Source organism: Streptomyces sp. cf386 (assembly GCF_900103585.1).
Taxonomy (GTDB): domain Bacteria; phylum Actinomycetota; class Actinomycetes; order Streptomycetales; family Streptomycetaceae; genus Streptomyces.
The window spans coordinates 82,351-96,581 of the sequence record NZ_FNHV01000004.1 but is presented as its reverse complement, the minus strand read 5'-3'; the positions used below and the strand labels follow the sequence as shown (position 1 = coordinate 96,581).

Annotated in this window: 14 protein-coding genes; 7 read left to right on the top strand and 7 right to left on the bottom strand. The window is 70.7% G+C overall.

Annotated elements, in window-relative coordinates:
- Positions 1 to 81: 81 nt before the first annotated feature.
- Complete coding sequence (locus tag BLU79_RS11585) at positions 82 to 402, bottom strand: DUF5955 family protein (RefSeq protein ID WP_093905618.1); 321 nt, start codon at positions 400 to 402, stop codon at positions 82 to 84.
- Positions 403 to 587: 185 nt separating this feature from the next.
- Here BLU79_RS11585 and BLU79_RS11580 point away from each other — a divergent pair, with 185 nt between their 5' ends.
- Entirely contained in the window at positions 588 to 1,190 is a 603-nt protein-coding gene (locus BLU79_RS11580) for a nucleotidyltransferase family protein (protein ID WP_093905617.1), read from the top strand.
- A 210-nt stretch (positions 1,191 to 1,400) separates the two neighbouring features.
- The gene (gene aceB, locus BLU79_RS11575; protein WP_093905616.1) at positions 1,401 to 3,023 is read left to right on the top strand and encodes a malate synthase A; all 1,623 of its coding nucleotides are present in this window, start codon (positions 1,401 to 1,403) and stop codon (positions 3,021 to 3,023) included.
- A gap of 1 nt (position 3,024) precedes the next feature.
- Here the strand turns inward: aceB and BLU79_RS11570 are convergent, their stop codons facing one another.
- The 3 genes from BLU79_RS11570 to BLU79_RS11560 form a co-directional block, all read right to left on the bottom strand.
- Entirely contained in the window at positions 3,025 to 3,306 is a 282-nt protein-coding gene (locus BLU79_RS11570; RefSeq protein ID WP_093905615.1) for an Rdx family protein, read from the bottom strand.
- Positions 3,303 to 4,217 carry a HipA family kinase gene (locus tag BLU79_RS11565; protein WP_093905614.1) on the bottom strand — a complete coding sequence of 305 codons (915 nt, stop codon included), beginning with the start codon at positions 4,215 to 4,217 and terminating at the stop codon, positions 3,303 to 3,305. Before BLU79_RS11565 ends, BLU79_RS11570 begins: the two co-directional genes overlap by 4 nt.
- Before the next feature lie 153 nt (positions 4,218 to 4,370).
- Positions 4,371 to 5,237 (bottom strand): hypothetical protein, encoded by an 867-nt coding sequence (locus BLU79_RS11560; protein WP_143052485.1) that lies wholly within the window; start codon positions 5,235 to 5,237, stop codon positions 4,371 to 4,373.
- A gap of 488 nt (positions 5,238 to 5,725) precedes the next feature.
- On the opposite strand from BLU79_RS11560, the gene BLU79_RS11555 reads away from it, so the two are divergent.
- Positions 5,726 to 6,058: a hypothetical protein gene (locus BLU79_RS11555; RefSeq protein WP_093905612.1), complete on the top strand. Its 333-nt coding sequence runs from the start codon at positions 5,726 to 5,728 to the stop codon at positions 6,056 to 6,058.
- An 81-nt stretch (positions 6,059 to 6,139) separates the two neighbouring features.
- On the opposite strand, the gene BLU79_RS11550 is transcribed toward BLU79_RS11555, so the two are convergent.
- Both BLU79_RS11550 and BLU79_RS11545 read right to left on the bottom strand, forming a co-directional pair.
- Positions 6,140 to 6,496, bottom strand: coding sequence for a hypothetical protein (locus tag BLU79_RS11550; protein WP_093905611.1), 357 nt, complete (start codon positions 6,494 to 6,496; stop codon positions 6,140 to 6,142).
- Positions 6,497 to 6,934: 438 nt separating this feature from the next.
- Positions 6,935 to 8,419, bottom strand: coding sequence for an IucA/IucC family protein (locus BLU79_RS11545; RefSeq protein ID WP_371131846.1), 1,485 nt, complete (start codon positions 8,417 to 8,419; stop codon positions 6,935 to 6,937).
- 126 nt (positions 8,420 to 8,545) lie between these two features.
- On the opposite strand from BLU79_RS11545, the gene BLU79_RS11540 reads away from it, so the two are divergent.
- From BLU79_RS11540 to BLU79_RS11530, 3 genes are read left to right on the top strand one after another with little or no spacing between them, the layout of a single operon-like run.
- Complete coding sequence (locus tag BLU79_RS11540; protein WP_093905609.1) at positions 8,546 to 10,051, top strand: IucA/IucC family protein; 1,506 nt, start codon at positions 8,546 to 8,548, stop codon at positions 10,049 to 10,051.
- Positions 10,052 to 10,094: 43 nt separating this feature from the next.
- Complete coding sequence (locus tag BLU79_RS11535) at positions 10,095 to 11,360, top strand: VWA domain-containing protein (RefSeq protein ID WP_093905608.1); 1,266 nt, start codon at positions 10,095 to 10,097, stop codon at positions 11,358 to 11,360.
- Positions 11,360 to 12,160 (top strand): hypothetical protein, encoded by an 801-nt coding sequence (locus BLU79_RS11530; RefSeq protein ID WP_093905607.1) that lies wholly within the window; start codon positions 11,360 to 11,362, stop codon positions 12,158 to 12,160. Before BLU79_RS11535 ends, BLU79_RS11530 begins: the two co-directional genes overlap by 1 nt.
- A gap of 87 nt (positions 12,161 to 12,247) precedes the next feature.
- Here BLU79_RS11530 and BLU79_RS11525 read toward each other — a convergent pair whose 3' ends face one another.
- Positions 12,248 to 12,886 carry a winged helix-turn-helix transcriptional regulator gene (locus BLU79_RS11525; RefSeq protein WP_093905606.1) on the bottom strand — a complete coding sequence of 213 codons (639 nt, stop codon included), beginning with the start codon at positions 12,884 to 12,886 and terminating at the stop codon, positions 12,248 to 12,250.
- Positions 12,887 to 12,973: 87 nt separating this feature from the next.
- Between BLU79_RS11525 and BLU79_RS11520 the strand changes: the two genes are divergently transcribed.
- The gene (locus tag BLU79_RS11520; RefSeq protein ID WP_093905605.1) at positions 12,974 to 14,182 is read left to right on the top strand and encodes a pyridoxal phosphate-dependent aminotransferase; all 1,209 of its coding nucleotides are present in this window, start codon (positions 12,974 to 12,976) and stop codon (positions 14,180 to 14,182) included.
- Positions 14,183 to 14,231: the final 49 nt, after the last annotated feature.

Genomic DNA, 14,231 nt, shown 5'->3' with positions numbered 1-14,231 from the left:
AAGTGACGGCAGGGCCTGCCCGCCAGGGCCTGCCCTGCCCTACCCTCCAGGGCCCGCCCTGACCCATCCGCCGGATCTGCCCTAGCCCCGCCCTCGCGGCGCCTCGCCGAACAGGTCCACGGCGTCACGAACATCCGACAAACCCCGCGACAGCGCGCTCACGGACCCGATCGCCCCCGCGATCAACAGCAACGACCTCCGCAGTCGCGGCATCTCCGGCACCCCGTGGGTCGTCATCGCGGCCAGCGCGGCGAGTTCGTCCTCGGCGATTCCCCGGTCCGGGAACTCGGCCGGGTGCGCGGCGAGTTCGCGGCGCAGACGGGACACGGCCGTCCGCAGTTCCGCCACCCTCAGGTCCTCGTCGCTGCCCGTCACCGACCTCTGCCCCAAGCTCCGCAACACAGCACTCCCCCTCGCACGCCGTTGTGCGCCAGTAGTCCCGCTCCCCCATAGAGCAACCCTGGCGCTGGTCGGGCGCCGGGGACGCGGGTCAGTAAACGCCACCCGTTGCCGATGCGCCACCGCGCGGGCGGAAATTCAGTCGTTGGAAGTCGGGCACTCGCGCACGTGTCAGGTATGCAGGACGCATGACGGAAAAGGACGCGCCCCCGGTCGCCGGTCTGGTCCTCGCCGCCGGCGGTGGACGCCGGCTCGGAGGACGGCCCAAGGCACTGCTCCGGCACCGCGGCCGACCGCTCGTCGAGCACGCCGTCGGGGTGCTGCGTACGGCCGGCTGCGCCCGCGTGCATGTGGTGCTGGGCGCACGGGCCGCCGACGTACGGGAACAGGCCGAGCTCGGAGACTGCGTCCTGGTGGAGAACCCGGGCTGGGCCGACGGAATGGGCTCCTCCCTGCGCGCCGGCCTCGACTCGCTCGCCGGGACGGGGGCGCGGGCGGCGCTCGTCTCCCTCGTCGACCAACCCGGCATCGGGTCCGAAGCGGTGGCCCGGGTGCTCGCCGCGTACGAGAGCGAGCGGTCACTCGTATCGGCCGCCTACGACGGGGTACGCGGGCATCCCGTGCTCTTCGGCGCCGCCCACTGGGCAGGCATCGCGGCGACCGCGACCGGCGACCGGGGAGCACGCGCCTATCTGAAGGAGCACGAGGGCGCGATCACGCTCGTCGAGTGCGGGGACGTGGCGCTGCCCTACGACATCGACACGGAGGCCGACCTGGGCCACCTTGAGTGAGCAAGGTGGCACTGAGCGCCGTCTTTCCTCGACTCAGAGAATCTCGACATCAACAAACGATTGAACTTCCACCATGAGGAAACTAGTATCCACTGTTCAGAAGCGCCCGACCGTTCCACGGGCGTTCTCAGCCCTATCCGGGAAGACTGGCACCCGGTGCCAGAAGCTCGACAGCTCGTCCACGTAGCTCGCTGAAGGAAGTGACAGCTCATGTCCGCACCAGCGCCGTCCCCGCTGGCCATCGTCGACGCCGAGCCCCTGCCCCGGCAGGAGGAGGTCCTCACGGAGGCGGCCCTCGCCTTCGTGGCCGAGCTGCACCGCCGGTTCACGCCCCGGCGCGACGAGCTCCTCGCCCGTCGCGCGGAGCGCCGCGCCGAGATCGCCCGCACCTCCACGCTCGACTTCCTCCCGGAGACCGCCGCGATCCGCGCGGACGACTCCTGGAAGGTGGGCCCGTGCCCGCCCGCGCTGCAGGACCGCCGGGTCGAGATCACCGGCCCCACCGACCGCAAGATGACCATCAACGCCCTCAACTCGGGCGCGAAGATCTGGCTCGCCGACTTCGAGGACGCCTCCGCGCCCACCTGGGAGAACGTCATCCTGGGCCAGATCAACCTGGCGGACGCCTACACCCGGAACATCGACTTCACGGACCCGAAGTCGGGCAAGTCGTACGCCCTCAAGGCCGACGACGAGCTCGCCACGGTCGTCATGCGCCCGCGCGGCTGGCACCTGGGCGAGCGCCACCTTCAGATCGACGGCGAGCAGGTCCCCGGCGCCTTCGTCGACTTCGGCCTGTACTTCTTCCACAACGCCCAGCGCCTGCTCGACCTCGGCAAGGGCCCGTACTTCTACCTCCCGAAGACGGAGTCGCACCTGGAGGCCCGCCTCTGGAACGACGTGTTCGTCTTCGCGCAGGACTACGTCGGCATCCCGCAGGGCACCGTCCGCGCGACCGTCCTGATCGAGACGATCACGGCGGCGTACGAGATGGAGGAGATCCTCTACGAACTCCGCGACCACGCCTCCGGGTTGAACGCCGGCCGCTGGGACTACCTGTTCTCCATCGTCAAGAACTTCCGTGACGGCGGCGCCAAGTTCGTCCTGCCGGACCGCAACGCGGTCACGATGACCGCCCCGTTCATGCGGGCGTACACCGAACTCCTCGTCCGCACCTGCCACAAGCGCGGAGCGCACGCGATCGGCGGCATGGCGGCGTTCATCCCGTCCCGCCGGGACGCCGAGGTCAACAAGGTGGCCTTCGAGAAGGTCCGCGCCGACAAGGACCGTGAGGCCGGCGACGGCTTCGACGGCTCCTGGGTGGCCCACCCCGACCTGGTCCCGATCGCCATGGAGTCCTTCGACAAGGTCCTCGGCGACAAGCCGAACCAGAAGGACCGCCTCCGCGAGGACGTCCACGTCGAGGCCGCCGACCTGATCGCCGTCGACTCCCTGGACGCGAAGCCGACGTACCCGGGCCTGGTCAACGCCGTCCAGGTCGGCATCCGCTACATCGAGGCCTGGCTGCGCGGTCTCGGCGCGGTCGCCATCTTCAACCTCATGGAGGACGCGGCCACCGCCGAGATCTCCCGCTCCCAGATCTGGCAGTGGATCAACGCGGGCGTCGAGTTCGAGAACGGCGAGCAGGCCACCCCGGAGCTGGCCCGCAAGGTCGCCGCCGAGGAACTGGCGAACATCCGCGCCGAGATCGGCGAGGAGGCCTTCGCGGCCGGCCACTGGCAGCAGGCCCACGACCTGCTCCTGGAGGTCTCCCTCGACGAGAACTACGCGGACTTCCTGACGCTGCCCGCGTACGAGCAGCTCAAGGGCTGACCTACTCCTGCGATGCCTTGTCCGAGTGGCCCAGGGTCTTCCCCGGGGCCACTCGGTCGCGTACGGCCTGCTTGACCGCCGTCGGCTCGGGGAAGCCCTGCTCCCGCCGGTCCCAGACCACCTCGTCGTCCACCCGCACGACGAACACCCCGCCCTTGCCGGGCTTCAGCGCCAGCTCGGACAGCTCCGCCTCGAAGGTGGTGAGCAGTTCCTGCGCCAGCCAGGCCGCGCGGGGCAGCCAGCGGCACTGTGTGCAGTACTCGATCTCTACACGGCCACTCATCCGAGGTGCACCGACCAATCCTGTTCCGCGGCCGGTTTGCCGTGCAGGTCGGGCACCCGCTGCAGCCACTTCGGCCGGCCTTGCTGTGTCTTCGCCACCCGGAGGGCCTCCTCGGCGGCGAGTTCCTCCCGGGTGGGGAAGTCTGTGGGGAGCCAGGCCGAGGACGCCCGCACGCGCGCGTGGAGATAGCCGACGTACGCCTTACGGACCGCGTCGGGCGTCGTGAGGCCCGCCTCGGCGGTCAGCCAGGCGTCCGGCACCTCCGCCACGATCCCGCGCAGCAGTTCCTCGGTCACCCGGGGCGCCAGCTCCGCGTCGGCGGCGCGCACGTCCGGGGCGTAGTGGCCGAGGGCATGGTGGCGGAAGTCGTACGCCTTCTCAGGGTCCGTGCCGTCCCAGCGGTGGTGGAAGACCAGAGCCGCTCCGTGGTCGATCAGCCACAGGTGCGGGGGTGCGATGCCGAGCGTCGGCCAGACCATCAGGTTCGAGCTGTGGACCGTACGGTCGACGTTCGCGGTCAGGGCGTCCAGCCAGACGATCCGGCCGGCCTCCAGCGAGTCCACGCGGAAGCTCTTGGCCACCTCGGGCGTGAAGTCCCGCGCGCCCGGCAGGTAGTCCATGCCGAGGTTGACGCCCCCGCTGGCCGCGTGCAGCTCCCGCACCTCCTGGTGCGGCTCGTGCTCCGCGATCGCGGGATCGAAGTGGACCAGGACCAGCTCGGGGAAGCGCAGCCCGAGCGCGCGGGCCAGCTCGCCCACGATCACCTCGGCGACCAGCGCCTTGCGGCCCTGCGCGGAGCCGGTGAACTTGACGACATAGGTGCCCAGGTCGTCGGCCTCGACGACGCCGGGGACGGAGCCGCCGGAGCGCAGGGGTTCGACGTAGCGGGTCGCGGCAACCTCTCTCAGCATTTTCCCAGGCCATCCAATTCATTGACCTTGCAATCCACGGTCGACCTAGAAGGCGGCCTCCGGCATGAAGTGAGCATAGTAACCGAGGGTGATCGCCGGTGAGGAGTGGTTATGGCCGGGGCTGGAAGGACTGAGGGCCTGCGTACCGCCCTCTCACCTGGCCTCCGTCACCCCATTCGGCAGCACGACGGTCCCCTTGTACGTCCCAGAGGTCTCCTCGGTCACCTCCTGCTCGTACCGGATGCGCTGCCCGTCGTAGGGGATCAGGAAGGTGCACGTGAAAGTGTGCAAGGTGACCCGGTACGTCGAGGCGTCGAGGACGAGCGACTCCTCGACGCCCCCCACGGAGATCTCGCTCTCAGGGGCGGCCACGCCGGCCGCGCGCAACTGGCGCAGGGTCGGGGCGAGTTCACGCAGGGCCTTCTGTACGACACCCTGGTCCCGTACGTCGGTCAGCGGACCCGTCGCCGTACGGACACGCAGTTCGACTCGGCCATCCTGGCCGTCCTCCGACGCAGTGAGGGTGACCTCCTCGCCGTATCCCCGGAACGCCTCGAGCGTGGCGAGGGGGTCCTCGACCCTGGCCGCGAACTCCGGGTCGGCGAGGGGCCCGTGCTCCCAGGCAGCCGTGCCCTTCTTGACGTAGGCCGTCCCGTCGGCGACGTAGATCTCCTCGGGCTCGCTCACGCCCTTGCTGACGGTGGCCCCAGTGGAGTGCAGCGCCCACGGGTCGCCCGTGGTCCGGCGCACGGTGGCCGTGTAGGTCGCGGCGTTCTCCTGGCCCCGCAGAACCAGGCCCTCTCGGCCCTTCACCGCGAACGTCCAGCCCTTCTGCCCGGCCATCGCCTGCTCGGCGCGGACGAGGAACTCGGCGGCGGTGCGGGGCTCGGCGGGGGCGGCCTGCGGGCTCCGGTCGGCGGGCTGCGTGGACTCGACGGGCTTCCCCTCGTCCGTCGAATCCACACAGCCGGTCAGCGTGGCGGCGAGGAGCATCGCCAGCGCGGCAGAGGCTGTACTCACGCGGCGCACGACCGCATCTCTGGCGCACGGGACGTGTCCGTCCACTGGGCTCATGGGACCCCACCCTCTCGCTCGGTCAGTCGGGAGAGCGCTACCTGGCCCCCGAGCGATCAAGCGGATGTCGCCTCGCGAGCATCACAGGCCACAGCCGTGTTGATCGACACACAAGAAAGTCACAGGGAGCGTGCAACCTTCCAGTAGTTCGTTCGTCGATGACGGTATGGGTGCCGCGAAGCGTCGACAGGAATGAGGAATCACGGCTGAGGGTCACAGCGCCGAGAGCACCAACTGCAGTGCGGAAGCCTCCGCCGATGTCGCGGACGAACAGACCGAAGTCCGGCTGGTGTTCCGTCCCCAGCAGGCGGACACACTGGTCGGCCTGCGGGTCCGCGAGCGGGTCAAGCGGACCGGGCTACTGCTGCGCGGTGTGTTCCTCGCACTGTGGGTAGGCCAATGGCTGATCTCCGCCGTGGGCCGGAAATGTCGACGTGGTCTCGACCGTTCTGTTCCTGTTCGTCGTCCTGCTCGTATGGGGGTACCCGCGGCTGCAGGCCGCCCAGGTGCAGCGGATCGTCGGCTGGCAGGGCGAGTACCGCGCCGCTGTGTCTCCGGCCGGGATCACCTGTCGCAGCGACCACAGCACCTTGATCCAGAAGAGGTCCGTCTTTCAGGGCTACCGGGAGACGGCCGGCCACTTCGTCCTGCTCAGCCGGGACCCCAACATCATGTGCCTCGATGTCCTGCCGAAGCGGGGCGTGCATGAGGACGGAGACCTCGACCGGCTGCGCGCCGTCCTGGACCGGCACACCACGCGCGTGTAACGCGGGTGAAAGGGAGCGGGTCGACGAGAGCAGCTGCCCCTACAGCCGAAACAGCCGCAGCCCGCAATGACCGGTCCGCTGTCAGGCTCGGTTGATCCGGGCGGAAATCCCGTGGCCGATCAGCAAATACACGAGTGCCGGGAGGCCGTAATTAAGGACGACGCGCAGACCTTCGTTGTCCATCGTGAAAATGTCCTGCGACCACCAGGCCAGCCAGTCCGACGTTCCTCCCACGAACTCGACAAACACATTCGCCTGGTTCGCGTCGAGTAGGAACAACAGGATCCACAGGCCGAGCAGACCTGCCGCGATGTCGGCGATCGTGCAAACGGTGATGGCCGTGCGCCGCGTCGCGGCCTGGCGGCGCATGAAGCGGCGGTCCGGGCCCGACGGCTGGTCGTACGTCTGATATCCGGGTACCGGGTCGAAGTTGCTCACAGGAAATCCGATCTGACGTGGTGCCATGTCAGGCGCGCTCACTCCGGGTGCCGAAATACAACCCGGGCTGTCGCCCCGCTTCTGCCTGCTTCTGCGTTCCGCATGCACTGCCGTGTTACACCGTCGTCCGCGATGACCTAAATATGACCGCCTATTCGGGCACTTACCTAAATGTTCAGGCGACAGAGCACATTTCTGGACGCAGTGGAGGAGGCCTCTCGGGGAGCCATCACGGCGGTCGGCGCAGTATTTGCAGAACGTGCAATCAAGCCGCGACCACGGCAAGCGTGCGCCTTCACAAAGATGTCGGCCTCGCGACCATCTCAGTCGGCTCGTGACACCCCTGACGCGCGACGCGCTGTGGGCATCTCAGCTGGAGTGTCGGGGTTGATCAGTCCGAACTGTAGGGACGACCACTGACACTCGCCCCGAATCAGGTCATGTCATGGCCAGCGGGTTCGGCAGGGGCAGATAGCGCGCGTCCGCGCCGTCCGCGCCGGTCCAGCGCAGCAGCAGGTTGGTCTTGCCGGGGAGGGTGGGTGCGGTGAGCAGGGCCGTGATCTCCGGGAGGTCGTGGCGGGCCAGTTCGCGGCGTACGGCGGGCCAGGGATCGAGGCCGGGGTGTCGCTCGGCGAGGGCCGCCGCGACCTCGCACAGGTGGTTCACGACCAGGGTGTACACCAGCCGCTCCCAGCCGCCCGCACGGGACATGTCCGGGAGCAGCTTCACGCCCTCGGCGTCCCGGAACAGCGCCTGCACGGGGAGGCCGTCAGAGTCGACTGCGACCAGTGTGTTCTGCAGGTGTGCTTCGAGTACGACGCCGTGGTCGGCGAAGGCCGCGAGCGCGGGCGGCACGACCGCGCGCAGGTACGCCGCCCACCAGGCCGTCGGATCCGTCGCCCCGTCGAGCGGGCTGCCCTCGAAGCCCTCCACGAGGCCGGCGGCGAGCAGCGGGGTGGCGCCGGGCAGCAGGTGGCCGTGGAAGCCGTCGCGCACGAGGACCGCCAGCTCCTCGAAGGCGAAGTCGGCGGTGCGGTAGCCGCGGTCGGACAGCCAGGCCGCGGGGCTCGTCGTGAACGCGCGGGACGCCGCCGTATCGGTCCTGCGGAGTTTCAGCAGGTCGTGGCGCCACAGGCGGCGGATGTCGTTGGTGATGCGCACATCCAGGCTGAACTTCAGGAACAGGTCGCGCTCCGGGGCGTACAGCGTGCGGATCGCGGCCGTGGGCCAGGCGTCGGAACCGGTCGTGCCGAGCCGGATCAGACGTCCGTCGGCGAAGGCGTCCGCGAGGCCGACCAGGTCGAGCTGCCAGGGATGCGCGGGCAGCAGCCGGTACCCGGGCGGGGCCTCGCCGAGGGCGTCGAGGGCCGAGGTGTCGCCCTCCTCGACGACCGTGTCCTCGCGCAGACCGAGCAGCGTCAGCGGGAAGCGGGCGTGTGCCTCGGGGGCGTACCGCAGCCAGGCCGCGACCGGGCCGCCGCCGCGCGCCTTGGGGGCGGGGTGGTAGGGGTGGCCGGTGAGGAGGGACTGCTCGGAGCGCAGGTACGCGTCCTCCGGCGGCGTCGCACGCGCGCGTGCCGTGAGCAACGCGGCCACCGCGTCCCGGCTGTCGATCATCTCGGCGGGCAGTTCGTGGTTGGACAGACCGGTGTGGCGGCGCAGTTCGTCGGCAACGAGCTTGACGAGCTCGGTGTGTCCGATGCGCTGCCACGCGCCGCCCGATCGCACCTCGGGCCGGGCGGGCCGCCGCCCGCCGAGGACCCGCAGCAGCCGGCCCGACCCGGGCAGCCGGTACACATGCCTCCCGCCGGACTCCCCGTGCGGTTCGGCCACCTCGCGCAGCAGACAGTTGAGCAGGGGCGCGACCGCGTGGGCGTCGGCGCGTTCCGCGACGTCGGCGGCGGGTGGAGGGTTGAGGTGCACGCGATCCACTCGTTCTCTGCGGTCCGTTCAGGACGGTCTCTACGGTCCGTTCAGGCGGGAAGACGATCAGTATGTCTGTCGTCGGCGCATGCCCCGACGCCCTACTCGTACCCGAGGAGCCAGCCCGTGCACCGTCTCCCCAGCGCCGAGGCCGAGGTCGCCGCCGAACTGGCCGACGTACGCCCCGAACTCGCCTCCCGGTACGCCGCCGAGCTGCCCGGGGCCCGGGCGGCCGTGCTGACCCGGCTGTGGCGTGCGCTCGCGTACGAGCCCCTGCCCTGGGTCGTGCGCCGTGAGGCGGGCCGGGAGGGCCTCACCCTGTGCCTTTCCGACGGCCGCCGGCTGCACGGCCCGCACGCCGACCCGTACGCCACCCCCGCGTACGTCACCGCCGTACGCCTCGACGAGACGTCGTACGACGATCCGGCCCGGCTGCTCACCGACCTCTCCGTGCCGCGCGGTACGTCCTTCGCCGCCGAACTCGGCCACAGCGTCGCCTCGTTGGCCCTGTCGCGGGCGGGACAGGAACCCCACTCGAAGGAGTGGCCCCGGCACGACTGGGAGTGGGAGCAGCGGGTGGTCGACGGGCATCCGTTCCACCCCAACTGCCGTTCCCGGCCCGGCTTCTCGGTGGCCGAGCAGCTGGCGTACGGGCCGGAGCACCGGGCGGTCGTCACGCTGGGGCCGGTGCCGGCGCGGGCGGACGGGTGCCTGGTGACCGGGGAGTGGCCGGCGGGGCTGCGGGACGGGGAGCGACTGCTGATCCCGGTGCATCCGTGGCAGGCCGAGCATGTGCTCAAGCGGCCGTACGAGGGTGGGATGCCCGCGCATCCGCTGATGTCCCTGCGCACGCTCGCCCTCTCCGAAGGGCCGCACGTCAAGACCGCGTTGAGCGCCCGGCTGACGTCGTCGGTGCGGGACATCTCGGTGTACTCGATCGGCCTGTCGGCCACACTGTCGGACTTCGCGGAGACCCTGGCGGCCCGCATGGACGGGCTGCTGCACGTCACCCGCACGCTGGGGGCCGCCACCGCCGACTCGCCCGATCTGGCGGCGGTGGTGCGCGAGTCGCCGCAGGTGTACGCGGGGCCCGGCGAGCGGGTCGTGCCGGTGGCCGCACTCGCCACCACCGAGCTGCCCGAATCCCCGGCGTGGCTGGCGGAGTTCACGCGTCTCGCGCTCACCGTGGGGCTGCGCCTCCTGGAACTGGGCGTGGCGCTGGAGGCGCACGGGCAGAACCTGCTCGTGGTGCTGTCGCCGAACGGCTCCCCCGTGCGCCTGGTCTACCGCGACCTCGCCGACATCCGCGTCAGCCCGGCCCGGCTGGCCCGGCACGGCATCCCGGTACCGGAGCTGACCGGAAGGATCGTCACGGACGATGTGACGGCCCTGCGCCGCAAGCTGTTCGGCTCGCTGGCGGCGGGGGCGCTCGCGAGTACGGCGGGGTCGGGCGCGGCGCTCCGCGCGGCGCTGGAGGCGGTCGTACGGGATCTGCCGGGCACCGTCGATCTCGCCGCTCTGCGCGACGAGCCGCTGCCCACCAAGGCGCTGACGCTGATGCGGCTGTCGCCGGGGACGCCAGGGGACCAGTGGGCCCGGCTGCCCAATCCGCTGGTCAGCGAGGTGTTCTGAGCTCGTTTTGAAGCGGGACACCTGTGATCAATAGGATCCGCCGATGATCACAAGAACACGGCTGGCGACCGGGGCCTGTGCCCTGCTCGCCGCGCTCGCGGCCGGGATGGCGTTCCCGACCGGGGCGGTTGCCGATGAGACCAGCGCGATGGCGCCCAAGGTCGACCTCGTCCTCGACGTGAGCGGCTCGATGCGGGCGCGGGACATCGACGGCCAGTCGCGGATGGCCGCGGCGAAGCAGGCGTTCAACGAAGTGCTCGACGCGACCCCCGAGGAGGTCCAGCTCGGCATCCGCACGCTGGGCGCCGACTACCCGGGCGACGACCGCAAAACGGGCTGCAAGGACACCGCACAGCTCTACCCGGTCGGCCCTCTCGACCGCACCGAGGCGAAGGCGGCGGTGGCGACCCTGGCACCGACCGGCTGGACGCCGATCGGCCCCGCGCTGCTGAAGGCGGCCGACGACCTCGACGGCGGTGAGGGCTCCAAGCGCATCGTGCTGATCAGCGACGGCGAGGACACCTGCGCCCCGCTCGACCCGTGCGAGGTCGCCCGGGAGATCGCCGCCAAGGGCATCGGCCTGACCATCGACACCCTCGGCCTGGTCCCGAACACCAAGATGCGCCGGCAGCTGAGCTGCATCGCCGAGGCGACCGGCGGCACCTTCACCTCGGTCGAGCACACCGAGGAACTCACCGACAAGGTCAACCAGTTGGTGGACCGGGCGGCCGACCCGGTGGTGACGCCGGTCGCGACGACGGGCGCGGACCAGTGCGCGAAGGCGCCCACGCTGAAGTCCGGCCTGTACACCGACCGCGAGGAGTTCGGGCAGCAGCGCTGGTACCGCGTGGACGTGGAGCCCGGCCAGGAGCTGCGCGCGTCGGTGAGCGTGTCGGCCGACCGGGCCGTGAACCCGTCGTACGGCGTGCTGCTGCGGGCCGTCACGGTCCACGGCCGCGAGATCGTGCGCGGTGAGGCGGCGGGCAACGGCCGTACGGATGTCATGTCGACCGGCCTGCGCTACCCGAAGGCCGAGGTCGACGACGAGGACACCGCGACCGCCGAGACCGTGTGCCTCCAGGTCACCCACTCCTTCTCGGCGGGCTCCGGGGTGCAGAGCACGCCCGGTCTGCCGCTGGAGCTGACGGTCGATGTCGTGGACGGGCCGGCGCAGTCGAGCGATGTGGCCTCCTTCGGCCTCGGGCGCGGCTGGTGGCTGCTCGGCGGACTGATCCTCACCGGCTTCCTCGCCGGTCTCGTCTGGGGCTGGGTGTCACGCTGGCGGGTCGCGGTCTGGAGGACCAACTGATGCGGATCACACGTGTGTTGAGCGCCGCGATGCTGATGCTCGGGCTGGCGGTCGCCCCGGCGGTCGCCGATTCCTCGCCGTCCCCGAGCGCTTCGGAGGACGGCGGCGCGCCGACCGAGGCGGGCACCTCCTTCCGTACGGCGACCGAGATCGAGCAGGGGCAGACGGCCACGGCCGGCGCCTCCACGGGCGACTTCCTGTACTGGTCGTTCCCGGCGGACGCCGGACAGCGCCCCACCGTCAAGGCGACGGTGAAGCTGCCCGACACCCACGCCGCCGAGACCTGGCAGATCGACGTCTACGACGGCCTGCGGCGCCGCCAGTCCTGCCAGTCCGGGGCCCAGACGCGCACGGCAGCGGCGGACGCCGCCTCGGCCGAGCTGACCTGCGTGCTGCGCACCGTCCGGGCCTGGTCGGAGCCGTGGGGCAACGACCCGCTGCCGGGCACGTACTACATCCGGCTGACGGCCGTGGACGTGCCCACCTCCGACCTCGGGCTGCCGGTCGACGCCGAGGTCCGGGTCGACGCCAAGGACATCGGCGGATCGGCTGCGGTGGACGGGGCGCTGGCGGAGCCGCTGGTGCCGGGCGCCGGGGCGGCCTCCCAGGGCGACGACGAGTCGACCGACGAAGCCCTGCTCGCGAGCCTCGAACCCAGCGACGGCTGGGCCTCCGGCTGGTGGTCCGACCGATGGGTGTGGACGGCGATCGGCGGTGTGCTGGCCGCGCTCGCGGGGATCGGCGGGTACGCGCTGACCCGCGGGTCGGGGCGGCCGTCGCGGGTGCCGCCGGGCGCCTGACGGCTCGTCAAGGAGAACGGGACAGCCCGTCGTACGTCTTCGTACGGCGGGCTGTTCGTCTTCGTACGGACGCGGGCTGTCCGTCGCTCAGCCGTCACGCAGGGCCTTGGCCAATGTGCCGTCCCCTGCCACCTCTATGCGCCCGCCCCGCACGGCGTCGGCCACACTCAACTCCCCTCGCGCGACCGCCTCACACGTCCCGGAGTCGAGGACCAGCCGCGCATCGGGCTCTCCCGGAGCCGGCCCGTCCCCGTAGACCGGCCCGTCCTCGGCACCGACGTACAGATGGAAGTCCCCCTCCTCCAGCCGGACTTCGACGAGGCCCTCGCCGTCCCCGTCCTCCCGCAGGGCGCGCAGCAGCGGCAGCGCGAACCAGTGCGCGCGTACGGCGTCGGTGGGGCGCCGCTCGCCGAGTTCGGCCTGGCCCCACTCCCCCAGCGCCTGGAGCACCGGCAGCAACGCGCGCCCGCGCGGGGTGAGTTCGTACACATACGCCGCTCCGGGCGGCGGCAGCCGGCGGCGGGTGCTGATGCCGTCCCGTTCCATGTCCTTCAGCCGAGAGGCGAGTACATCCGTGCTGACGCCCGGCAGGTCGGCATGCAGGTCGGTGTAGCGCCGCGGGCCGGCCAGCAGTTCCCGGACGATCAGCAGGGTCCAGCGGTCGCCGACCACGTCGAGTGCGCGGGCGGTGGAACAGTACTGGTCGTAGCTTCGGCGAGGTGACATGCGACGCAGTCTAGACATGTTGTTGGACTTTCCAAGCTCGAACTTGGTAAAACCAAGCAACACACGAAACCGGAGGGGCGAGCGCGCATGGAGTTCCGGCAGTCGAACAAGCTCAGCGAGGTCTGCTACGAGATCCGCGGCCCGGTGATCGAGCACGCCGACGCACTGGAGAAGGCGGGTCACAGCGTCCTGCGCCTCAACACCGGCAACCCCGCGCTCTTCGGCTTCGAGGCGCCGGAGGAGATCCTCCAGGACATGATCCGGATGCTCCCCCAGGCGCACGGCTACACCGACTCGCGCGGCATCCTCTCCGCCCGCCGGGCCGTCGCCCAGCGCTACCAGACGCTCGGCCTGGAGGTCGGCGTCGACGACGTCTTCCTCGGCAACGGCGTGTCCGAGCTGGTCTCCATGGCCGTACAGGCGCTGATCGAGGACGGCGACGAGATCCTCATCCCCGCCCCGGACTTCCCGCTGTGGACGGCGGTGACGACCCTCGCCGGCGGCAAGGCGGTGCACTACCTCTGCGACGAGCAGGCCGAGTGGTACCCCGACCTGGACGACATGGCCTCGAAGATCACGGACCGCACCAAGGCCCTGGTCATCATCAACCCGAACAACCCCACCGGCGCGGTCTACCCCAAGGAGATCGTCGAGGGCATCCTCGACCTGGCCCGCCGCCACGGCCTCATGGTCTTCGCCGACGAGATCTACGACCAGATCCTCTACGACGACGCCGTGCACCACTCGGCCGCCGCCCTCGCCCCCGATCTGGTGGTCCTCACCTTCTGCGGCCTGTCGAAAACGTACCGGGTGGCGGGCTTCCGCTCCGGCTGGCTGGTGGTCACCGGCCCGAAGCAGCACGCCAAGGACTATCTGGAGGGCCTGACGATGCTGGCCTCCATGCGCCTGTGCGCCAACGCGCCCGCGCAGTACGCCATCCAGGCCGCCCTGGGCGGTCGCCAGTCGATCCGGGAGCTCACCAATCCCGGTGGCCGTCTGCGCGAACAGCGCGACGTGGTCTGGGAGAAGCTCAACGAGATCCCGGGCGTGTCGTGCGTGAAGCCGAAGGGCGCGCTCTACGCCTTCCCGCGCCTCGACCCCAAGGTGCACAAGATCCACGACGACGAGAAGTTCGTCCTGGACCTGCTGCTCCGGGAGAAGATCCAGGTCGTCCAGGGCACGGGCTTCAACTGGCCGACCCCGGACCACTTCCGGATCCTGACCCTTCCGTACGCGGAGGACCTGGAGGCGGCGATCGGGCGGATCGGGCGGTTCCTGAGCGGGTACCGCCAGTAGCGCGGTGCGAGGACGTCGGCGCGGGGACGTCGGCGCGGGGTCACGCGGC